This is a genomic window from Actinacidiphila sp. bgisy160 (assembly GCF_057707815.1).
The window spans coordinates 101199-126254 of sequence record NZ_JBYIQW010000002.1 but is presented as its reverse complement, the minus strand read 5'-3'; the positions used below and the strand labels follow the sequence as shown (position 1 = coordinate 126254).

Here is a 25056-nt window from a genome sequence, read left to right as displayed (position 1 = left end):
GCATGTCGCTCCGCCGCCGCTCCGCCGCCACCCCCGCCGCCTTCGAGTCGAAGATCGCCCGCAGGGCGTGGAACCCGGCCCTGCACCCCCGCGACTCCCGCGGCCGCTTTGTCGAGACGGGCGGCATCGCCCGCCTGTGGGGCGGAGGCCTCGCCCGCGTCGTGCGCGCGCTGGGCGCCGACATGGTCGAAGTGGAGCGCCTGGACAGCGGCATCCACGAGCGGATGATGGCCAACCGGCTCACCATGGTCGCCCGCCCCGACGGCTCCCGCCCGACCAGGGACCAGGAGAAGGTCGAGAAGGAGGACGAGCGCCGCAAGGGTGACGCGAGCCGTGGTGACGGCCTGGACCAGCGCGACAACGGCCACCCGGGCGTCACGCCCCGCGCCCACACTCACGGCGACGAGAAGACGCCCGAGCCCATCCCGGACGACAAGCCGACCGTGTCCGGCGTCCTGGGCGACTGGCGCAACGGCCGCGTCCACGGCATCGCCGCAACGCCCGAGAGCGACAAGACCGCGCGTGAGCGTGCGAAGCAGGCCAAGGACGTGGCCAGCGTCATCCACTCGGCGCAGCTCACCCCGTCCGGTCGCCACATCGTCGGCAAGATCGGCGACAACTGGCACGTGTTCGAGGCTGCCACCGGCCGCCGTCAGCGGAACTGGTTCGACTCCAAGTCCGATGCCCTCGCGGCCGCGGGCGAGCTCGAGAAACTTCCGTTCCACGACCAGGAAGGGTGGCTGCCCACCCCGGCGCAGGGCCTCGCCTCGCTCGCCCGGGTGCTGGACACGCCCGAAGCCCGCCGCCGTGGCCGTACGTCCCTGGTCGCCCCGCCCGCTGCTGAGGCGCCCGTGCACCGGGGCCGGCCGACCGGCTCCGCGAAGTCCCAGCCCGGCTACCGGCACTCCCGCGCCCGCGACGTGAAGGAAGGCGAGTACCTGGCGTTCGGTGGCGTCGACAACGACGGCGGATGGTTCACCCGCCGAGTCGCCGCCGTCGAGAAGCTCCCCGACGGCCGCACGAAGATCACGATGGACGATGGCTTCGAGGCCAACGTCATCGACAACTCCATCGGTGACGGCTTCGATGTCGTCCGCGTCGACTACCCGCTGGACGACTACCAGCGCGACCGCGCCAACTCGGGCGCGCCATCCGCGAAGCTGGAGGCCGCAGCCCGCGCGGCCGCCAAGCCCACCACCCCGGCCCCGGCGCGTCCCGCCCCCGCGCGGAAGTTCCACACCGTCAAGGACGTCACCGCGCACTGGGCGCGCGGCCGCGACGAGGTGTGGGCCCGCCCGCCGCGCACCCACAACGGCGTCGCCGTGCGCGGCGCCACCGCGACGGAAAAGCGTCAGGTCCGCCTGGCCACCTACTCCGGCAACAGCCACACCGAGATCGCCCGCACCGCGGCGCTCTCCAAGAACGGCAACTTCCTGGTCACCCGCTCCGGCAAGCAGAAGTGGTACGTCTACCACAGCGGCTCCGGCCTGATCATGAACGACACTGCCGGGTTCTCCAACAGCGGCGACGCCCTGGCGTGGGCGAACGAGCTGGAGGACGCCCGCGACACCCGCGGCAACCTCATCGACTGGAACGCCAAGCACGTCGGCGACCGCCTGGACATGGCCAACGGCCGTGACGGCATCAACAAGGCCATCGAGCGCGGCCGCGACCACCAGGACGCCACCCCGGAGCCCGCCCCGCAGCCGCAGCAGGCCGCCCCGCAGCCGGAGCAGCCCGAGCTCACCCCGGCGGCCCCCGCAGCCGTCCCGGCGCCCTCCGGCGACGACTGGCTGCCCGCCGGCCAGACCATCGCCGACCAGCCCCGCCGCTTCAACACCGTCGAACAGGTCCGCGAGCACTGGGCCACCAACCCCGACCAGCCCACCGCCAAGCAGACCCCCGAGGTGCGCAAGCTCCAGGAGAGCCAGGCCGCCGCGCTCGCCGAGCGCCTGCCCGACAACGCGCAGCTCTCCGCGCACGGCCGGTTCGTGATCTACCAGTCCGGCCGCGAATGGCGCGCGGCGTACGCCGGGACCGGCGACACCGTGTCCGTGCTGTCGTGGGACAGCAAGCGCGAAGCCCTCAAGTGGGCCAAGCGCATGGAGGAGGACACCCGCCACAGCGACGGCCGCGCCTTCAACTGGGACGCGCCGTTCCTCGAGGACCGCCTTCGCAGCCCCGAAGGCGAGAGGGCTTACGACAGGTCGAACACCTCGTACTGGAACCCCTCCGAGGAGGAGCTTGCCGCCTCCCGGGCCGCGCACGCCGCGGAGCGGGAGGCCCTGCGGGTCGCCCCCGCGTCCGGTGATGCGTGGCTGCCGTCCGGCACCGAGCCGCAGCGCCGCTTCACCTCCCTGCAGCAGGTCCAGGCCCACTGGCAGGACAACCCCGACGCGTGGTCGACCAACGACCGCGCCGCCGAGCAGACCCGCCGGGAGGCGCGCGTCTGGGCCAAGGGCCTGATCTCCAACGGGCAGATGTCCAAGGGCGGCTCGCTGGTCGTCAAGAAGGACCACGACGTCTGGTACGTGCGGCACGCCGGCACCGGCCAGCAGATCGGCAAGCCGTTCCCGGACAAGGCCGCCGCCCTGGCCCGCGCCAACGAGCTGGAGGCCTACCGCGACGCCGACGGGCGCGCCTTCAACTGGAACGCCCCCCACGTCCTGGACAACCTCGCCGAGGACGCCGGGCAGGCCATGCTCGACGGCCGCAAGCCGCAGCCCGCCGCGCCGAAGGCGGACGGCGACCGGCCGAAGGTGTACGGCGACCCGACGACGCAGGCTGGCCTCGCCGAGACCCGCGCGCAGATGAACGCCGCCGAGGACGCCATCGTTGACGCGTGGCCGAAGTGGGACCACACCCCCACCCGCGACAACATGTTCATCGGGCGGCACCCCGAGGCCCCGGCGCTACGCGACGCCGTGGAAGCCGCGACGAACCAGTACCACCGCAGGTTGTCCGACCGGATCCAGGCCTACCGCGACCTGGACGACGCCGCCCGCGCCGCACTGGCGAAGCTGGACGAGCGCCCGGGCCTGGACGGCTACGGCCGCGACCGGCAGCACCTGGAGGCGTTCGAGCGGCTGGTCCGTGACCACGTCGACCGCATGCAGGCCACGCTCGACAGCAACAAGGCCGCCCGTAAGGCCCGCGAGGACGCCAAGGCTGCGAAGGCCGCCGAGACCGACGGCAACGGCGACCGTAACGCCGCGGCCGCGGTGCAGTCCGCGCGCACAGGTACGGTGACGCCGGCCGCGCCCACCACCCCCGAGAGGACCACTGATGAATCCGTACGGCGCCCTGGCGAAGGCGTACTGGACGACGTACCGGCCGCAGGGGACAGCGGCACTGCCCGATCCGGAAGCGTTCTTCACGGCTCTGGGGCAGGAGATCGAGGAGCAGATCGCGGAGGACGCGCTGGATCTGATGCCGAGCGGGACGCCGGGGCAGGACTTCCGGGATCGGATCGGGGAGATGAACGCCGCTCGGTACCGGGCGCGGGAGAAGGTGCTGCAGGAGACGGTGTACGACCGGGAGAAGGAGCCCGGGACGGAGGATCTGGACATGCCGCCGTATCCGACGCTGCCGAGTCTTCGCCTGGAGCTGTAACTTTCGGAACCCCCGAGCAGGAGGCCCTTGCCCCGTCGTGGGAGCCTCCTGCCGACGGGTCCGTGCTGGTCCCGTCCACGGTCCTGGCCCGTGCCAAGGCGAACGTGGCCGCCATCGAGGTGCTGCGCCGCCTGGAGGCGGAGAACCGTCCCGCCACCCACGAGGAGCAGGCCATCCTCGCCCGCTGGTCCGGGTGGGGCGCCGTTCCGCACATCTTCGCCGACAACCCGTCGCACGAGTTCGCGCCGCTCCACGACAAGCTCCGCGAGCTGCTGTCGGATGACGAGTGGGCGGCCGCGAAGGGCAATTCCCTCAACGCGCACTACACCGATCCCGCCATGGCGCAGGCCATCTGGGACGGCCTGCGGCAGCTCGGCTTCGACGGCGGGGAGGTGCTGGAGCCGGGCGCCGGCTCCGGCAACTTCATCGGCCACGCCCCCGACGGCGTGCACGTCACCGGCGTCGAGCTCGACCCGATCACCGCCGGTATCACCAAGGCCCTGTACCCGCACGCGGACATCCGCGCGGAGAACTTCAAGGACACCCGCCTGCCCGACGGGATGTTCGACGCCACGGTCGGCAACGTCCCCTTCGGCGACTACCAGGAAGTGGACTTCCGGCACAACAAGGGCAACCACAACATCCACAACCACTTCATCCTCAAGTCGCTGGACCTGACCCGCCCCGGCGGTCTGGTCGCCGTCATCACCAGCCGCTTCACCATGGACGGCAGCGGCTCGCGGGCCGAGGACGCCCGCATGGAGATGGCCTCCAAGGGTGAGCTGGTGGGCGCGGTGCGTCTGCCGGGCGGCGCACACCGCCGCACCGCGGGCACCGACGTGGTCACCGACCTCCTCGTCTTCCGGCGCCGCGACAAGGACAAGGAGTTCACCTCCGGCCGCGACCGCACGGGCGCCGTGAAGCCCCTCACCCAGCGCAGCGCCGACGACCCGCCGATGTGGGTCCACACCGCCCGCGTCACCGACCTGCCCGGGCAGGACCCGGAGAAGGCCGACGACCCCCAGACGCCCAAGGTCCACGTCAACCCGTACTTCCTGGTCAACCCGGAACGGGTGCTCGGCCAGATGTCCGTGGGCCACGGCATGTACGGGCCCGGCGACCTGAACGTGGACGGCAACCGGAACGCCGCGCCCGACCTGCACCGCGTCCTGGGACACATCGCCAGCGACGCCAAGGCCGACGGCCTGGCGTACCGGCCGGACTCCGCGACCCGCGTCAAGCCGCGGCTGCTGGAGCCCGGCTCCGACCGCCAAGACGGGCACGTGCAGTTCGAGGCCGACGGCACGTTCACGCAGGTCCGTGACGGCCAGGTGCTCCCGTACCACGTCCCCAAGACGCAGTTCGAGGAAGCCCGGCAGCTCGTCGGCCTGCGCGACGCCATGAAGGACCTGGTGCGCGCCGAGAACGACCCGGCCGTCTCCGACGCCGAGGTCGAACGGCTCCGCCACGTCCTCAACGACGCCTACCAGGCGTACCACGGCAAATTCGGGTCGCTGAACCGCTTCGAGTGGTCCAAGCGCAAGGCCACCGACCCCGAGACCGGGGAGACCGTCGAGAAGGCCACCCGCAAGCGGCCGCCGATGGGCGGGCTGCTCACCAAGGACCCCACCATGGCGGTCGTCCTTGGCCTGGACAGCTACGACGAGAACACCAAAACCTCCACTCCGGCCGCGATCTTCACCAAGCGGCAGGGACGGCACCGCGCCATCGCCGAGCACGCCGACACCCCCGAAGACGCGCTGGTGCTGTCCCTGGAGACGCACGGCCGCCTGGACGTGGACGACGTCGCCCGGGCCCTGCGCACCACCCCCGAGGACGCCCGCCGGCAGCTGCTCGCCGCCCGCTCCACCGACCCCGAGACCGGCGAAGAGATGCCGCTGGTCTTCCAGGACCACGGCGGCCCCGACCTGGTGCCGGCCGCCGACTACCTGTCCGGCAACGTCCGGCAGAAGCTCAACGACGCCCGCGCCCGGGCCGCCGACGACCCCGAGTTCGAGGTCAACGTCCGCCACCTGGAAGACGTCATCCCGCCGGACATCTCCCCCGGCGAGATCGACGCCGCCATGGGCGCCTCCTGGCTCGGCAAGGAGCCCGTCGAGCAGTTCCTGCAGTCGATCCTCGGCAACCAGGTCAAGGTCGACTACCAGGGCAGCTCCATGTGGAAGGTGGAGGCGCCCGACCGCGTCAAGCGCAGTGAGCGCGCCACCTCGCTGTGGGGCACCGACGACTACGACGCGGTCAAGCTCGCCGAGGCCATCCTGACCAACGGCCGCATCCAGGTCCGCCGCAAGGACGACGACGGCAACTCCTACGTCGACGCTGAGGCCACCCAGCTCGCGCAGGACAAGGCCGAGGAGATGCGCGAGCGGTTCCAGGACTGGCTGTTCCAGGACGCCGCCCGGTCCGCGCAGGTCGCCAAGCTCTACAACGACACCCACAACAACCTGGCGCTGCGCTCCTACGACGGCCAGCGCCGCACCCTGCCCGGCCTGGTCGAGCACTTCAAGCCCCACGCCCACCAGCACGCGGCTGTCGCCCGCATGGTCAACGAGCCCGCGGCGCTCCTAGCGCACGAGGTCGGCGCGGGCAAGACCGCCGAGATGGCCATGGGCGTCATGGAGCTCCGCCGCCTGGGCCTGGTGAACAAGCCCGTCATCGTCGTGCCCGGGCACATGCTGCAGCAGTTCCGGGACGAGTTCCAGGAGATCTACCCCGAGGCGAAGCTGCTGGCAGCCGGGTCGGACGACCTGGCGGGCCGCAAGCGCCGGCAGTTCGTCGCCCGCACCGCCACGGGCGACTACGACGCGATCATCATGACGCAGACGGCTTTCGAGTCGATCGACATGCGTCCGGAGGCTCAGCGCGCCTACATGGAGCGCGAGATCGAGTCCCTTGAGCGGGCCATGGCTCGGCAGAAGGCGGCTGAGGACGCCGACGGCCGCGGCCGCAACAAGTCCGACACCCGCATGGTCAAGGAGATCGAGAACCGGATCAAGAAGCTCCGGGCGAAGATCGAGAAGAAGACCGGGGCCAGCAAGGACAAGGCCGGGCTGTCGTTCGAGGACACCGGCATCGACTACGTGGTGGTGGACGAGGCCCACCACTACAAGAACCTTGCCACCAACAGCTCCATCCCCGGCGCAGGCATCGAAGGCTCGAACAGGGCCTCCGACCTGGACATGAAGCTGGAGTACCTGCGGGGCAAGACGAAGTCCGGCCGCGTGGTCACCTTCGCCACCGCCACCCCGATCTCCAACTCCGTCACCGAAGCGCACACCATGCTGCGCTACCTGCGGCCGGACCTGCTGGAGGCCGCCCGGGTCCGCGACTTCGACGAGTTCGCGTCGACCTTCGGCAAGATCGTCACCGGGTCGGAGCTCGCCCCCGACGGCTCCGGGTTCCGTGAGGTCGCCCGCTTCGCGGCGTTCCGGAACATGCCCGAACTGCTGCGCATCTGGAAGACCGTCGCGGACGTCAAGGACTCCGACGACCTGGCGGACTACGTCGACACCCCGGACGTGGTGGGCGGCAAGGCCATCACCATCACCGTGGAGCCGACGCAGGCCCAGCTCGACTACCAGAGCGAGTTGGAGCGGCGCGCCCGGGACGTCAAGGCCGGGCATGTCGATCCCTCCGAAGACAACATGCTCAAGATCTCCAGCGACGGCCGGAAGGTGTCGCTGGACCCGCGCATGGTCGGCCTGGAAGAGGCGGGCAACAAGCTGTCGGCGGCCGCCGACCAGATCGCCAAGATCCACGAGCAGACCAAGGACACCCAGTACCCGGTCAGCGCCAAGGACAACACCCCGCACCCGACGCGCGGCGGCCTGCAGATCGTCTTCATGGACATGGGTACCCCCAAGGACCCATCCCGGAAGAAGAAGGCCAAGAAGGGCGCCGACGGCCCCACCTCCGTGGAGGAGATGGAACAGGGCCAGTTCCCCGCGTACGAGGAGCTCAAGGCCCAGCTCATAGCGCGAGGCATCCCCGCCGAGAAGATCCGCTTCATCCACGAGGCGAAGAACGACGCCGAGAAGGCGCGCCTGTTCCACGACGCCCGCACCGGCAAGATCGCCGTCCTGGTCGGCTCCACCACCAAGATGGGCACCGGCACCAACGTCCAGTTGCGCGCGACCGCGCTGCACCACCTGGATTGCCCGTGGCGGCCGGCGGACCTGGAGCAGCGCAACGGCCGCATCATCCGCCAGGGCAACATCAACCCCGAGGTGGCGATCTACCAGTACGTCACCGAGCAGTCGTTCGACGGGTTCTCCTGGCAGACCGTGGCCCGGAAGGCCAAGTTCATCCGGCAGCTCATGAAGGGCAACCTCACCGACCGCACGGTGGAGGACATCCCCGACGGCGTGTTCAACGCCGACCAGGTCACCGCCCTGGCCACCGGCAACCCCTACCTGCTGGAGAAGGCCACCCTCAAGGCCTCGCTCGGCACCCTGGAGCGCAAGGCCAAGGCCTACATGCGGGCCCAGGAGGGCTACAAGAACACCGTCCAGGCGTTCGACAAGCTGCAGACCGTCGCCCAGGGCCACATGCAGACCTGGCAGGCGGCACTCGCCAAGCGCAAGTCGACCCGCGGCGACGACTTCAACGCCTCCATCGGCGGCAAGGACATCACCGACCGCAAGGACGCCCTGGCCGCTCTCGTCGCCAAGGCTCAGGACGTCTTCACCGACGGCAAGCGCGACCCGTACCGCAACGACCACCCCGCCGTGAAGGTCGGCCAGGTCGGCGGCCTGGACGTCACCATGAAGTTCCGCGTGTCGTTCGCCAACGGCACCGTGCAGCACGTCGTGGACGTCGAGCTGCCCGACGTACCCGGCAGCCGCAACGGCTACACGCTCTCCCAGATCGACAACCCGGTGATGGTGCGGCGCATCGAAGAGGGCGTCAACGGCATCGAGGGCCGGATCCGCAACACCGAGAGCATGCTCCGCACCGAGGGGCAGACCGCCAACCAGGCCCGGGAGCGCATCGGCAAGCCCTTCGAGCAGGAGGCCGATCTCGAGTCCGCCCGCGAGCGGTACAACCTCGTCAACGCCCTCATCCGCGAGCAAGGCAAGGACACCACCACCGAGGAAGCCCGCAAGGCCAAGCTGGAGCGCCTGCGCAGCCTTGAAGCACAGCTCAAGGACGCCCGTGTCCGCGCGGGCGAGAACGAAGACGACGCCGACGACCCCACCGTCGCGCAGGACACCGACCTGACGCCGCGCACGCCCGCCCCGCCGGTCGTGGAGAGCGACGACAAGGGCGCCACCCGCATCGTGTGGCCGGACGCCGTGGCGAAGAAGGAGCGCCGCGCAAAGGAGAAGGAGGAGCGGGCCCGCGCCCGCCAGCTCTCCGGCCGCCGCAGCAAGACCAACGGCGACCGCATCGTCCTGGACTCCTCCAAGGTGCAGGACGAAATCGACGCCCTGGACGACGAGAAGACCACGCCCGAGAGCACCCCGGCCGAGCCGCGCCCGCAGGCCTCCGGCGGCGGCTCCAGCGGCGGCAGCAAGCCCCCGCGCACCACCACGTCCTCGCCGAACGCCGGGGACGGCGATGGAGCCGGTTATACGCCGGACGACGCCCCCGGCGAGACCGGCGGCCAGGACGAGCTCACCCCGGAGAAGGTGCAGTCCGAGATCGACGCCCTCGGAGACGACGCCCCGGAGACGCCGGAGGCCACTGGCGAGACCGCCCCCAAGGCGAAGCCCGCCGACCAGGTCGAGGTCAACCCGGACGAGGTGCAGTCCGAGCTGGACGCCCTCAAGGACGACGCCCCGGAGACCTCCGAGGCGCCCGCGCCCGAGCAGACCCCGGAAGCCACGGACTTCAAGGTCGGCAACGAGGTCATGACCCCGCACGGCCCGGGCCAGGTTTTCAGCATCGACCAGGACAAGGGCACCGCGGTCGTCAACCACGGGCCCGGCACGAACGCGACCGGCGGCTACGCCATCCATGAGCTGCGCGACCTGGGCCTGCCCGGCTCGGAACCGAAGGTGCCCCTCAAGCAGCAGGAGCGGGACCGCAAGGCGCAGGAGCGGGCCGAGAAGGACGCCGCGACGGACGCCGCGGACCTGGAGCAGGCCACCAGCAGCGAGGGCCTGGCCCTGCCGTCTGGCGGGCGCTTGAAGGACGTGGACACCGAGGCCGGGCACGGCACCGTCGTTGACGACGACGGCAACGAGCTCGGATGGATCCGCGCCAGCGACGACGGCCGTACCTGGCGTGCGCAGGACGCACGCGGCGGGGCCCCCTACGGCCCCTTCGGCGGGGACGGCCGACCCGTCCGCGCCATGGCGGACGCCGCCGACGCCGTCGTAAGCGGCTCGAAGAAGCCTGCCGACAGCCGCGACAGGCCGCGCAACGGCCCGCTCAAGCCGGAGCAGATGACCGGCCTGCAGGTCTGGTACAGCGCCCTGTCCACCCGGCAGAAGGACGAGCTCGACGCCCTGTCCAAGGAGTGGCGCCGCTCCGATGACCCGGTGCTGGCACGGGCTGCGGATCGAAAGTACGGCGACATCACCGTGGCCGAGATGCGCCGTCTCGCCCAGGAAGTCGACCGTGCGGCCGAGGCCGTGGACGCCTCCACCCCCGAAGGGCGGCGCCGCAAGAAGGTGCTGCAGGGCCTCGCGGCGAAGTTGCACGGCCACGCGGACAGCGGTGAAGACGCGAAGACCATGCTTCCCCGGCCGGACAAGGCGACCCCGGACACGAAGCGTCCGGCGCCGGCCGCTGAGGACGACCTGATCCCGGAGGACGGCGGCCCCGGCCCGGCCGAGTTCCTGGCCGGACGGTTCCCGCTCGGCGAGACCGTGACCACCCCCGACGGGCGCACCGGCAAGGCCGTCTCGACCACCGGCACCACCCGGCGGCCCGGCAAGGTCGTCGTGCAGTTCGGCGACAAGTCCACGGCCGACTACACGCCGGACGAGCTGACCATCTCCGACCCGGCGAGGCGGCTTGCGGCCGAGAGCCGCCGCCGCGAGTGGGCCAAGCTCATCAAGCTCCGCAACGAGCAGACGCGCCTCATGGTCGACCTGGACAAGGGCGACGACGAGACCAAGCGCCAGCGCCTGGCGGAGGTCGAGCAGCAGATCCGGGAGCTCCTTGACCGGGCTCCGACTAATGACCGGCTCGACGGGCACGCCTTGGGCGACGAGGTGTCCACGCCGGGCGGCCGCGGCCGCATCACGTACCTGGAGTCCCGCCGCGGCGGGGACGGTCACTTCGCCACGGTGGACCTCGGCGGCCGCGAAGCGACGTACCCGACCGATCAGCTCGACGCGGAGCAGGCGCCGACCTCCCCGCAGCGGCCCGTGGGCCCGGGTGAGGACCCGTACCGGGTCGGCATGCCCGATGACATCTCGGGCCTGGACCGCGACCAGTTGGCGAAGCTGTACTCGAACGTGCGGGGACGCATCGAGGGCGACGACGTCAACCGTTACGACGAGCACAGGAACGACCCGGAGTACCTGCCGACTCTCAGGCGGTACATGCAGGAGCTCCGCGACGCCTACCAGGCTCACGACGCGGCCGGCCCCGACACCGAGTGGGACCGGGTCCGGGCGGACGTGGCGCAGGCCCGGGAGGAGCTGGAGGCCGCAACCCGGCAGGCGTTCGGCCGCAAGAAGCCCCCGAGCACGCTGGGACGGCTGCTGCGCGACCTGGCGGACGATTCGATCCAGCACGGCAGCAGCGGCGACACGCTCGAAGGCCGGCAGCAGCTCCTCTACATGGACGGGACGCCATCGACATCGCTGGAGTGGGACGAGTACACCCCCGAGCAGCGAGCCATCATGCTCGGGCCGCTAGCGCGGCTGCACAAGGTGCTCAAGGACCACACGGAACAGCTCGACCGGCACGAAGCGACGTTCCGGCCGCGCCCCGCGGGCGTGAGCATCGCGGAGCACGAGACGCTGCAGCCCGGCTTCCGTGAGCAGCAGGAAGCGCGCCCCGGTCGGGTGATCGGCGGCCGGTTCCAGTTCCAGCAGCCCGTGACCGACCCCGAGGGGCACGGCTGGTACGTCTACGCCGACGGCGACGAAGACGGCACCGTGGTCGTGGGCCGTGGGCCGGCGCGAGCCACGTTCCGCGCGGACGAGCTGACCCCGGAGACCGCGCCCGGCGAGCAGGTCACGCCCTCGCCGGAGCAGGTCGCGCAGGACATGGCGTCCACGGCCACCCCGGAGACCGAGGCCGAGCGGCTGGGCCTGTCCCGCGCGTGGGCTGCGGCCGACTTCCAGCCTGGCGACCAGGTGCGGTACCAGAACGTCATCGGCGGCCGCGGCGGCCACTCCGAGGGCACGTTCGCCCGCGTCGAGGACGATGGCAAGTGGACGCTGACCGAGCCCGGCACCGGCCGCGAGTACCAGATCGACCCGGCGGGGGTCGTCGCCCGCGTCCGCGACGGCGCCGAGCTGCGCGACCCCGAGGGCGAAGAGACCCGGCCCGAGCCCGCGCAGGCCCCGACCGCGCCCGCGAAGGCGCCGTCGGCGATGTCCAACGAGGAGATCGCCGCCGAGCTGATGGCGATGGACGAGCGCCGTTTCACCGAGGGCGAGCTGTCCGGCGCGGACAAGACCCGTATGGCCGTCCTGGAGGCTGAGCGGGACCGCCGTGCGGGCCGCAAGCCCGCCGCCCCGGCCAAGCCGAAGCCCGCTGCCGCGGGCGATAGCGGCCTGTTCGGTGCCCCGGCCAAGCCGAAGGACCAGCGGCCGGAGCAGATCGCCCAGAAGCCGGTGGACCAGTTCGGTACGCCGGACATGTTCGCCGACGCCGAGGGTGCCGAGCAGATGGAGGCCGCGCCCGAGTACCGGCCTGCGGCCGACATCAAGCCCGGCGACCGGTTCGTGGACGCCGACGGCAACGTGATCCAGGCCGGAGACGCGCCGGACGCTGTGGTCCGTACGGGCCGCGGCAAGGTCAGGGTGACCGGCACCGACGGCCGCCAGCACTTCTACGACCCCAAGGCGCACGTGCGGGAGGCCGTGGACTCCGACGGGGAGCCTGGCGGCCCTGTCACGCCGCAGGAGACCGCCCCCGAGTCGCAGGCGGCTCCGCAGGCGCCGTCTGTGCCCGAGGCCCCGGGCGTGCCGGAGACGCAGAACAGCGCGGACAACCCGCCGTCGATCGAGCTGCCGGAGGGGCAGCGGTGGGTGCACCGCAACGACTTGCGTCCTGGTGACGTGGCCCGCTTGTTCCGTCGAGGAGAAAATGACGGAACCGCCGACCTGATCACGTACACGGCCGTCCCGGACAGTCTGCATTTCGCTTCGTTCGACAACAGAAACAGGCTCAACCGCGGCTCCGCCACCACTTGGCAGCACTACGACCCGTGGGTTGCGGTGGTCGACAAGGGTGCGGCCCGCACGGCGGCCAACAGGCACCTCAAGTCGGCTGCTCACCGTCACACGCGTGAGGACATCGCGGAGAACCTGCAGCGGTGGGAGGAGCGCCGAGCCAACCCGCACAAGCCGAGGGAAGTGCAGTTCGCCGGCCGCAAGTGGCAACACGTCCAGCGCGAGACAGCCGACGGCGTGTTCGAGCATGACATCTTCGACGGCTCCCGGAAGCTAGGCACGGTCACCGGCAACGACAAGGCGTACACATGGCGGTCCGAGGACGGCGCCACGGGCGGCACGTATCCGTCGTGGCAGAGCGCCGCCGACGGCCTGGTGCGCGGCACCGTCGGCCCGAACGACGAGGACCCCGCGAAGCTCCACAGGTGGGGCCTGATGAGCAAGGAGGAACTGGAGGCCTACACCAACTCCACGGTCCCGGAGGGCTGGGAGCGGGTTCCGCTCTCCGAGGCGCGGCCGGGTGACACCGTTCGCATCGCTCACGCCAAGGACGCCTACCACTGGCGTGCTGTCGGCGTTGGCTGGCACGACCGCGAGTACCGGGTGGCCCGCGTGGACACCTGGAGCGACGGGACGCCCCGCCTTGTGGTGGAGGACCCCGAGGCTCCCGGCGGTGAGCGCGTGAAGCAGTTGCGCCGTGAAGAGTCCAAGATCGGCCTGATACGGCCCGCGTCTTCGGAACACGCGCCGCAGGCATCTCCGCAGGCGCCCGCCGCTCCGGCCACCCCGGAGCCGATTACGCCGAAGGACGCTGTCCCGGTCGCCAACCCCAACGCGGCCGCCGAGTGGGAGCGGGCCACCCCGCGCCCAAGCGCGGACATCACGGTCACGCGGCAGGGCAACAACGTCCTGGTCTCCTCCAGCGCGCCCGACGTGGAGCTGAACACCTGGCTCAAGTCCAAGAAGTTCTCGTGGAACCCCGCCTCCAGGAGCTGGGAGTCCAACAAGGGCGGCTGGCGCACCAAGGGCAACGTCACCCGCACCACCGACGGCATCGAGCGCGACGTGCGGGCGTACGTCGCCGAGCGCGACCAGCAGTGGGAAGCCGAGAAGGCCCAGATCGGCAAGACCCTCACCCCGGAGCTCCGCGAGCAGTACGAGCGTGAGGCCGCCGCGGTCGAGACGTACCCGCCGACCGGGCAGCAGCGCGACGTGCTCGACTCCGGCATGAACGGCGAGAACCTGGCCGTCGTCGCCTACGCGGGCACCGGCAAGACCTCCACCCTGGTCATGCTGGCCCGCCGGCTGCGCAACCGCCGCATCACCTACCTGGCGTTCAACAACGCGAACAGCGTGGACGCCAAAAAGAAGTTCGCCGGGATGCGGCACGTCAGCGTGTCCACCGCGCACTCCCTCGCGGGCCGCGACCTGGCCGTCACCCCCCTCGCCGACAAGGTGAAGGAGGGCAAAGCCGACGGCGGAATCGGCGAGCGCGCCGACAGCGTGTGGGCCGACTTCCTGGGCGTGCGCTCCGCGGCTGGCATGGACGGCTCGATCGACCGGGAAGACATCGTCGCCCTGGTCAAGGAAGCCATCCGCCGGTACCGCAACAGCGACGACGACGAGATCAGCGGCAAGCACGTCCCGTCGGACGAGCACCCCACGCTGCAGCAGGCCCGCGACCCGAAGGCCCTGCGGGACGCCGTGGTTAAGTACGCCCGCGCCGCATGGGCCGACAAGATCGACCCGCGCTCGAGGAAGCTGCACTTCTCGCACGACGACTACCTCAAGATCTGGGCCCTGAGCCGCCCGAAGATCGCCGCTGACACGATCTTCTTCGATGAGGCGCAGGACATTAACCCGGTGCTGCGCCGCGTCGTCATGGACAACATGCGGCCCCCGCACGGCGGCCCGGGCGCGCAGGTCGTCATCGTCGGCGACCCCAACCAGGCCATCTACGCCTTCCGGGGCGCGGAAAACGCCCTGGACGGGTGGCCGGCCGACCGCACGCTGCCGCTGAGCAAGTCGTGGCGGTTCGGCCCCGAGGTCGCCGACATCGCCAACGTGTTCCTCAAGCTCCTGGGTGCCACGCACCTGATGGAGGGCAACGACAACGCCACCACGGCGATCGGCCCCATCGACCAGCCCAACGCGGTGCTGGGCCGCACCAACGCGGGCGTCGTCGCCGCGGTGATGAAGGCACTGGGCGAGGGCCGCAAGGTCCACATGGTCGGCGGCGGCAGCGAGCTCAAGCGCATGGCCGAGGGCGCGCGGGAGCTGCAGAACGGCCAGCGGACCAAGAAGCACCCCGACCTGGCCCCGTTCAAGTCGTGGGACGACGTCCGCAAGTACGCCGAGAAGACCGACGGCGCACAGCAGCTCGCCGCGTTCGTGCGGCTGGTGGACGAGAACGGCGCCGACGACCTGATCGACATGGTTGACCGGCTGGAGGAGGACCCGAAGCGCGCCGACCTGGTCGTCTCCACCGCCCACAAGTCCAAGGGCCTGGAATGGGACCTGGTCCAGATCGGCACCGACTTCACCGGCCCGAAGGAGTCCACCGACCCGAGCGCGCCGGTACAGCTCCCCTCCGACGAGGAGCTGCGCCTGGCGTACGTCGCGGCCACCCGCGGCATGAAGGGCGTGGACCTCGGCTCTCTGGAGTACATCGAGGAGCTGCGCGGCCTGGCCGACGAGCGGTTCGCCGCACGGCAGCGCGAGATGCCCGGCAACGCGCCCGAGGTCGACGCCCCCAACACGGTCGAAGTCGCCCCGGAGAAGGTGCAGGCCGAGCTGGACGCCCTCAAGGACACCGAGGAGCAGCCGCATCACCTGATCCACGGCCAGGAGGTCGAGTTCACCCCCGAGGGCGGGGCCGGCACGCAGACCGGTCACGTCGTCCTGGATCGCGGCTACGGCGATGTGGTGGTGCGCGACGCCGACGGGCACGACCACGGCATCGGCCGGGGAGATGTCCGGCCCACCGGAAGCATCGGCACTGTGCCGGAGGCTGACTGGGCGAAGGATCTCCCGGAGGGCAGCACCGTCACCCGCGTCGGGGAGCTGGAGCCCGGCCAGATCGTCCGCCGCGTCGTCCGCGGCGATACCGGAGGTGACCACACGGTCTTCTCCGACCCGCTGATCATCACCCGCCGCAAGGACGGGATCGGCCGAGAGGACGAGGGCTCGCCGGAAGAGTCCGACGTGGAGGCCGTGAACCTGGCCACCGGCCAGATCTGGCACAACCCGCACGCCCGCCGCGAGCTGGAGTTCGTGCGCGACGACAGCCCCGCCGCACGCCGTCAGGCCGAGGAGGCGATGGCCGGGTTCGCCGGGCGCCAGGCCGAGGCGCACCGGCTGGCTGACGAGCAGGACGCCATCGACGCGGAGCTGACCGCCCGCGGCGAGGAGCTGCCCGTCACCCGGACGTTCAACACCATCCCGGACGGCTTCACGCGGGTGGACGGCGCCACCGCCGACCTGCAGCCCGGCCAGTGGGTGCTGTACCGGGACGACTACATGAGCACCCGGCACAAGCCCGTGTACCACGAGGCGCGCGTCGGATACAGGAGCAGCTCGTCCGAGGTGCTGTTCTCCCCTGACCGCGGCGAGAGGAACCACCGCGCCCACCACGCCTTCCGGCCCGACCAAGTGGTGGCGGTCCGCGACGACCAGGGCGCCAACACCGCTCCCGAGCCGCAGACCCCTGCCGCGCCGGAGGCGCCTTCTGACGGTGTGCCCGTGGAGGAGCGGTTTAACTCGTACCCGAAGAAGGGCTGGGTGCGGCTGAACCGGCGGCTTATCGATCTGCCCGAGGGTGAGCGGGTCCTTGTCGAGTGGCCCAAGAACACTGTCATGGCCTCCCCCGGCAGGTACATGGCCGTGCGAGTCGGCCCCCGCAACCACTACGGGTACACGGTGCTCGGCGGCAACGGCGGCGAGCACGCCTTCCTCTCCAGGTGGGTGATCGCGGTTCCCGAGGGTTCCCCCCTTGCCGGGGACCACACCCCCGAGACCCCCGAGGCGCACACTTCTCTGGCCGCCCCGGAGCCGATCCAGGGCCGGGCAAGCGAGCACGTCGACGCGGGCAGCCTCAAGCACGGTGACCTGGTTCGCGCGGTCGGCAAGGGCCCGTCCGGTGCGACGGTGACCCGTGAGGGCTACCTGCTCGCGGAGCCCGTGAAGGCCACCAGCATCCGCAACGAGGGCCGGGAGAGGGTGCCGGTGTGGCGGCTGGTCGTCGGTGACCGGCCCGACATGGACCCGAGCGACGGCCGCCGGATCGCGCTGGACCGCGGCGCCACGGTGGAGCGGGCCGTCTCCGAGGCCACACCCGACGGCACGCCCGAGGCCCCCAACGTCCCCGAGACTCCGGCCGGCGGCCCGAGCATGGCCGACGACCACCCGGTGCGATTCACCAACATCGGGGCGCTGCGGGACCACATCCGCTCCGGCGACCTGGGCGACTGGTACTCCGCGAGCACCGATGTCAGCGGCGGGTTCAGCACCCCGCGGCCGACGGCCGAGGAGCGGGCGCAGATCGCGGACAGCAAACTGACCGGCCTGTCCAAGGGCAAGCGGCTGATGGTCTACCCGAACCGTCACGCTCTCGGCGGTGGCGACCAGTACATGCGCCACTACTTCGTGGCCGTGCCCGGCTCGATGGAGCCCCTGGTGGGCGCGGGCACCCGCAAGGACGCCCTGGCGATGGCGAACGCCCTGGAAGGGGTCCGCGACAAGGACGGCCACCTCTTCCCGTGGGACTCCCCGGACGCCTTCGCCCTCGCGCAGAAGTTCGTCGGCCCGAGCGGCGAGTCCCTGAGCGTGGCCATGGGCCGGGCGCTGGCCGAGCACGACAACAAGTACGGCCAGTGGAACCTCAGCCTCCAGCAGGGCGCCGAGGACGCGAACTGGGAGGCAGCGGCCGCCGACTGGCACGCAGGCCAGGAAGCGGACGGCTTCACCGTCGCAACCCGCCCGTGGGACCTGGAGCCCGGCGACGAGGTCGTGTTCCCGATCACGCGCGACTTCCTGGGGGGTGACCGGGCCACCAAGCCGAACCTCAGCGAGAACGCGAACCCGATGGGCACCGTCCACGCCACGATCACCGGGCCCGGGCGCCTGCTGTCCCGGGGCATCCGCGCGTTCGGCTCGGAGAACTACGCCCAGTACCCCGCCGACGGCACCCTCACCATGCCCGACGGGCGCAGCGAGCACGTCCACATGGCCAACATCGAATTCGGGGTGGTGCGCCGCAAGCCGCGCCCGGCCGAGCTTGGCGACGGCAACAACGACCGCACGCCGGCACCCGGCACGCACGAGGACCAGGGCGACGTCGACACCACCCCGGAGACCGGCGGCCCGCACCCCGACGAGCACGGCACCGACGAGCCGCAGCCCCGCCCCGACCACGAGCAGGGCGATAGCGACGACGACACGGACGCGCAGGAAGGCGCGGACTGGCAGGACGAAGCCGACGACGCGGTCAACGAGGACGGCGAGGAGGAGAACGACGAGAACGGCCGGAAGAAGAAGCGCCGCAAGCGGCCCCGCCACCGCGACCGCGACGGCGACGGCCTTGACGGTCTCCCCGGCGGTGGAGGCCTGCCGCTCGCCCCACTGCCGAAGGTCCCCCTCGCCCCGGCAGGCGGCGGCTCCGGCCGCGCCCCGGCGGACGGCCGCGCCAAGGCCGTCGCGGACCTGCGGGACCGGTACCGCACCAACCCGTACCCGCGCGACGCCGACCACGAGGCGTTCCGGCGCGAGCTCGCCGAGAACCCGACGCTGGGTGTCTCCGCTGACGGCGGCGTCGCGTACTGGTCGACGGACGGCGGCCGCACCTGGCAGTTCGGGCACGCCCGGACCGCGCTGACCTTCGGCAGCCACGACGACTCGCAGATCAGCGGCACCGCCAAGGACGCGCAGCGGATGGCCGACACCTACGAGGCGATGCCCGACGCCAAGGGCCGGCCGTTCACATGGAACGCGCCGCTCGACCCGGGCCATGCCGCCGAATGGCGGGACGCGCAGGGCCGCAACCTTGCTCAGGCCATGCGGGCGGCCCGCGACGCCGACCGGCTCGCCGGGCAGTCGCAGACCCCCGGCGCGGCCAAGGCCGAACAGGCCGCCGCCGATGCGGAGAAGGCCACCAACGGCGCCGCGCAGGCCGTCCAGGACGGCGCGATGCCGACGTGGAGCGGCGGCCCCGGCCAGGTCCCCGACGACCTGACGGCGCTGGATGACGGGCAGCTTGAAGGCCTGCTGCATGTGCTCGTCCAGCACGCCACGGACAACGGCTGGGACGACATCGCGGACCTGGAGCGGGTCGGCGACGAGCAGGACCGGCGCAGCGCCCTGCCGCTGGAGGACCAGCTGCGGGAAGCCGAGGCGCGCCGCATCGCCGCGGGCAAGCCGCGCGACGACGCGCAGGACATCGCCGACGCCACGGGCGTGATGTCCACCCGCGAGGCCCGCCGGGACCGTCTGGCCCGGCTGACCGCCGAGCGGGAGGCCATCACGGCGGACTACCGCAACAACTACCAGCAGCCGATCCTGGACGAGCTGGCCACCGTGCAGGGCCTGGAAGGCAACGTCGCCAAGCGGGCGTCCATCGACCGGGCAATGAAGGCCCGCGAGAAGCAGCCCGCCGAGGACGCCCTCGCCGAGGCCGAGGGCCGTCCCGCGAAGACGATCCCCGGGCAGCGCCTGGACGACCCCACGTACCTGCTATTCGAGGCCAACCAGGCCACCTACGAGAAGAACGCGTCGGACGAGCTCAAGGACTGGGTCCGCGAGAAGTGGGGCGACGAGAACGCCCGCCCCATGTCCGGCACCGCCTTCTACAACGAACAGATCCGGCAGCGCCGGGCCCAGCAGGAGGCGTACGACGAGGAGCGGGAGGCCGCGGCCGCCGACCTGGCACAGCGCCAGGGCGAGGCCGGGCGCCGCTTCCCGACCCTGGACGACCTGCGCAACCACCTGTGGGACCTGACGTGGTCCGAGAGCCCCACCCGGGATCAGGACCCGTCCGGCTTCAAGACCCACGAGTGGGCGCGGCGCGTGAAGGCCGCTCAGGCCGCCGCCGACGACCCGTCGCTGGAACTGTCCAGGGGCGGCCGCCTGGCCGTGCACGAGGGCGCTGACGGCCGCTGGCACGTCATGGCGCCCGGGTCGGCGCAGGCCCTCGGCGACGCCGACGGCCTGGACTCCCGCGAGCAGGCCCACGCGCTGGCAGATGCGCTGGAGGGCATCGAGGACTGGCGGGGCCGGCCGGTCGGTTGGGACTCCGACCTGCCGCCGCTGGGCGACTCCGGGTTCCGGGACGCCGACGGCCGCCGTATCGGTGCCGCCGTCGAGAAGGCCCGGTACGACGCGCCCGGCCTGCCGCCCGTGCCGGAGCCGCTCGGCGAGGCGTGGGTGCGCCGCACCCGCGCCGCCCGCGACCAGTGGGCCGAGCACGGCTACACGTGGCCGGTGTGGGACTCCGCCGAACTGCGCCCCGGTGATGAGGTGCTGGCCCTGGCGGCGGTCCCGTTCCGCGAAAGCGGCGGCCGCACCCCGTCCCCGTTCGCGCACCCCAATGAGCGGGACGCGTCGATCACCTCCGCAGGCAAGAACCCGCGGATCGAGTACGCGACGGTGCGGGCCCGCATCGGCGAGGACGGGCAGCTCCACGACGCGCAGTGGGTCCGCGAGGACGGCCCGGACGGTGTTGTCGCCGAGCCGGTGCCCGTCGCGTGGGTGACCCGCGAGCACACCGTCATCGGCCGGCGGCCGCGCCGCGGTGAACTGGCCACCCCGCAGCAGCAGACGGCGGCCGACGTCGAGCGCGCCGCGACCAGCGGCGACGAGACGCCCGTCAACGCGCCGGAGCCCATCGGCGGGCAGCCCGCACAGTGGGTCCGCGCCGACGAGCTCCAGCAGGGCGACGTGGCCCGGCTGGAGGGCACCACCAAGGGCGGCACCCCGCGCGTCGCGTCCGGCTACGTGCAGGGCGTCCCGCAGGAGGTGACGGTCTCCCGTCGCGGGCAGCGTCAGCAGGCTCTCAAGATCCTGGTGGCGGAGACCCCCGACGCGGCGTCCGGTGACCGCACTCCGGTGTACGTCCCGATGGACGCGCAGGCGGCCCGCGCGCAGCAGCTCCCGCAGTCGACGCCCGGCGCCGCCCCGACCGGGGCGCAGCTCGACGCGCTGCAGGGCAACCTGCCCGGGCAGGTGCCCACCGACCGGGACGGCAACGGCATCTTCCCCGGCACGGTCGTGCGCGACCACAGCGGCCGCGAAGGCATCGTCACCGAGGCCAACAGCAGCGCCGTGGCAGTGCACTGGGAGGGCCAGCGCGGCAGCAAGCCGACGGCCCCGACCGCGCTGAGCGTGGCCGACGGCGGCGCCTCCCGGCCCGAGGGCTGGACCGCCGACGGCCGCCGCATCGAGCCGGGCCAGGTCGCCATCAGCGAAGACGGCCGCCCGCTGGGCGTGGTCGACCAGGTCGACGGCGACCAGGTGACCGTGACCGGCCCCGACGGCAGCAGCCAGGTGGACGCCTCCACCCTGCGCGTGTCGGGCACCGGCAGCGAGCAGGGCCCGGCGGTCGCTTCGCTGGAGCCCACCACCCTGCGGGACCTGCACAAGGGCGACACGGTGATGCTGGACGACACCGGACATCCCACCCCCGTCCACGTCACCGACGTGACGCACAACGGGGACCGGACCCGCGTGGAGTACGCGGACATCGCCACCGGGGAGGTGGGCGTTCTCGAGAACGTCAGCTCTACCAAGGTGCAGCGGGCCCTGGACGGCTCCGGCCGGCCCGCCGACATCGCCCCGCACGAGGCCACGTCGCAGGTGGACGACACCCGGGTCATCGAGGCGCCCGCCCCGATCGACCCCGTGACCGGGCCGACGACCGACCCGGACCTGACCCCGGCCGAGCGGGACGCCGTGGACGACCTGGACCTGATGGACCTGGACGACCCCGACGCCGTGCAGGCCTCCGTCCGCCTGAACGCGGACCTGCCCGTGACCGAGGACCAGGCGCAGGCCTTGGCGGACTCGCTGCGGCAGCACGCCGACAACGGGCCGCGCGGCCGCGTCGCGCGCCGTGCCGCCGACAAGCTCGACGGCGGACAGCCCGACGGTGACCAGCGGCCGACCCCGGGCACCGCAGGGGACGTTGCCCCCGGTGACCATGTCGCCATCCCCGATGCGGACGGCACTGCCGAACCGGTCGCGGTCAACGACGTGACCGCGGGCCCCGGCGGCACCCGCACCCTGGACGTCACCGACGCCGACGGGAACGCCTCGCAGCACACCATGGCGACCGGCGCCGCGGTGTGGCACCTGCCCGACCCGGCGAACAGCTACCGCGTCATCCTGCCGTCGAGCGACGACGAGGACGGCACGGTGACTGTGGACCCGGCCGACGTGGAGGCCGAACTGGAGTCGCTGGACGCCGATGCGCCCAGCGTCCCCGCCTCGGCCGCCACCCCGGCCCCGGCGCCGAGCACCCCGGCGCGGCCCGCCACCCCGGCATCGAGCGCCCCCGCCCGGGCCGCCGTGCGCATCCCGGCATCGCGCCTCAAGCGCGGTGACGTGATCGACGCCCCGACGGGGCTGGGCGCCGGCCTGCACTCGCACCGCCGAGTGCGGATCATCGCCCCGCCGCAGGTCGAAGGGTTCTGGCGCCGCTTCACCGTCCAGGACATGCAGACCGGCGAGGTGATGGAGCTGTCCCGCAGCGCCAAGTGGGTCGCCACCGTCCACGACCGCGACGACCGCAAGCCGCGGACCATCGCCGACCTGACGACCGAGCGGGCCCGGTCCGTGATGGACGCCGTGATCGACTCCGCGATCACCGGAGCCACCCCGGGCAGCATCCACGCCCTGCGGCAGTCCATCGCCGAGCAGATGACCCCGGAGGCCACCCGCGCCGCCGAGCAGCGCGTCGCCGCGGCGTTCCTCGCGGGGCTGGAGTACGACGGCATCAGCGGCCCGGAACTGGAGTACGCGCAGAAGGTCGCCAACGACGCCGCCAAGAAGGCCCGCGAGCAGGCCGTCGCGGCCGCCCTGCGGATCGTCAACGACATCGAGCCCCTTCCCGACGAGACCGAGGAGGACACCGCCCGCCGGGCCGTGGACCTGCTGCGCGGCATCTCCAGCGCGGTCGACGTCGACCGCATCGTCAACGCTGCGACGTCCCGGCACACCATCACCGCCATCAACAGCCCCCGCAGTGGGGGCGCCGGCTCCCGCCGGGGCGGCTACGGCGGCGGCTCCAGCCGGGGCGGTCGCGGCGGCCGCAACGCGCCGCTGATTCAGCTCAACTTCGGCTTCGGCAGCCGCCGGGCACAGGCCGAGACCGACCGGGCCGTCAGCGACCACGTCACGCAGGCCGTCACGCCCGCGCTGAACCGCATCGCCGACGCCGCCACGAACGGCACCCTCACCACCGCCGAGGCCGACCGGATCGCCGCCGAGGCCGCAGCCGCCCTGCAGAACGGCGAGCAGGCCGTGGCCGGGCGGATCGCCGCGGCGGTCACCGACGCCACCGGGGAGGAGCCCCGCCCGGGCCTGTGGGCGCGGATCTGGGCGTTCATCAAGCGCATTGCCCGCAAGGTCGCCGAGTGGGTGCGGTCCGTGGCCCGCAAGGCCGCCGAGAAGTGGCGCGACCGGGACCGCGAGCGGCTGTCCCGCATCGGCAAGGGCCTCGCCCGCCGCATCAAGTCGTGGCCGGAGGCCGTGGGCCTGCGCTCCCTGGTCGCCGACGCCGTACAGGGCGCGGAGGACGGCGCTGACAGTGCCGAAGCCGTCGCCCGCCAGGCCGCGGACATGCCCGAGCCGGGCCGCTTCGGGCAGATCGCCCGCCGCGTCATCGGCTGGCGCCGTACGAGCACGGCGGAACTCGAGGCCGGCCGACTGCCGGAAGTCTCCGACGGCACGCGGTGGACGGCTGACCGTGCCGCCGACGGCGGACCGGGCGAGAGCGCCATGCGGCACCTGGACACGCTGCTGGGCGCGGGTGACGCCGTGGACGCCGACGTGCTGACCCGCATGCGGCAGGCCGCGCCCGAGCTGGGAGCGGACCCGCACGCCACCGTGGCGGCCGCCCGCGACACCGAGCGGCGCGCCGTGGAGCGGGTCGCGCAGGTCACCGCGCAGGCCCGATCCGGGAACCGCGGCGCCGAGCTCGACCTTGCCGGGGCCGAGACCGAGACGCGGCACGCCGCGGCGGACGCCCGCCGCATGGAGGAGGCCTACAACCGGGCACTGCGGGAGGCCTCGCTGGCCGCCCTCAGCGACATCCGGCCCATGGGCCCGGGCGCCGACACCATGGTCGTGGGCGGCCCCGACAGCGACAGCAAGGAGGCCGTGAAGCGGTCCCTGCAGTTCCTGCCCACGGACTGGCTGAGCGCGGCCGAGGAGCTGACGATCCACCCCGACGGCCTCACCCGCGGCTACTACAACGTGGACCTGGGCGAGGCCGCCCTTGGCAGTGAGGGCGCCTCGGTGGCGTCCGCGCCGGGCCTGGACGCGCAGGCCCTCCACCAGCTCGGCCACCACATGCAGCACTCCATCACGGACTTGGCGGCCGCCTCGGAGGCCTACCACTGGCTGCGGACGTCGACCGGCCGCATCGGGAACCGGAAGCGCAACACGCAGGTCCGGCTCGCCGACCGGTTCCCCACCCGCGGGCACCGTGCCGACGCGACGGCCCGTGACGGCTGCTGGGCTGACCTGCTGGCCGGCATGGACGCCCGCGACGGCAAGTCGTGGCAGCTCCTGCCCGTGGGCCTTGAGTCACTGTTCTCCGACTCGTGGTATCTGGACGACGACCTGCGGAAAGTTCCTGTTCGGCGCGCTCGCCGTACTGGGCCGCAGGCCGTGACGGCGGAAGGGAAGTGGCAGCGGTGAGCGTCGTGCAGGTGAAGGGCGCGTTCGATGACGGGTCGCTGTACTCGGTGCGGCTGACCGGGCAGCGGGCCCGGCCCGTCATCGGGTCGCAGCGGGTCGCGGCCATGTTCACGCGGCTGCCGGACCTGGACGGCACCAACGCCCGCGCGGTGCTGGCGGTGCTGGAGGCCTGGACGAAGGTGATGGAGGTGACGGGGTAGGTGCCCGCTCC

Annotated in this window: 2 protein-coding genes; both read left to right on the top strand. The window is 72.3% G+C overall.

Going from position 1 to position 25056, the window contains the following annotated elements:
• The first annotated feature begins 2 nt into the window (after positions 1-2).
• Positions 3-24845 carry a UvrD-helicase domain-containing protein gene (locus AC3EUJ_RS03135; RefSeq protein WP_431959319.1) on the top strand — a complete coding sequence of 8281 codons (24843 nt, stop codon included), beginning with the start codon at positions 3-5 and terminating at the stop codon, positions 24843-24845.
• Positions 24842-25045: a hypothetical protein gene (locus AC3EUJ_RS03130; RefSeq protein ID WP_431959318.1), complete on the top strand. Its 204-nt coding sequence runs from the start codon at positions 24842-24844 to the stop codon at positions 25043-25045. Before AC3EUJ_RS03135 ends, AC3EUJ_RS03130 begins: the two co-directional genes overlap by 4 nt.
• Positions 25046-25056 lie beyond the last annotated feature (11 nt).

Bases quoted from the DNA above. Each gene is read 5' to 3' on its own strand.
- AC3EUJ_RS03135 (WP_431959319.1), top strand. From the start codon at position 3: ATGTCGCTCCGCCGCCGCTCCGCCGCCACCCCCGCCGCCTTCGAGTCG.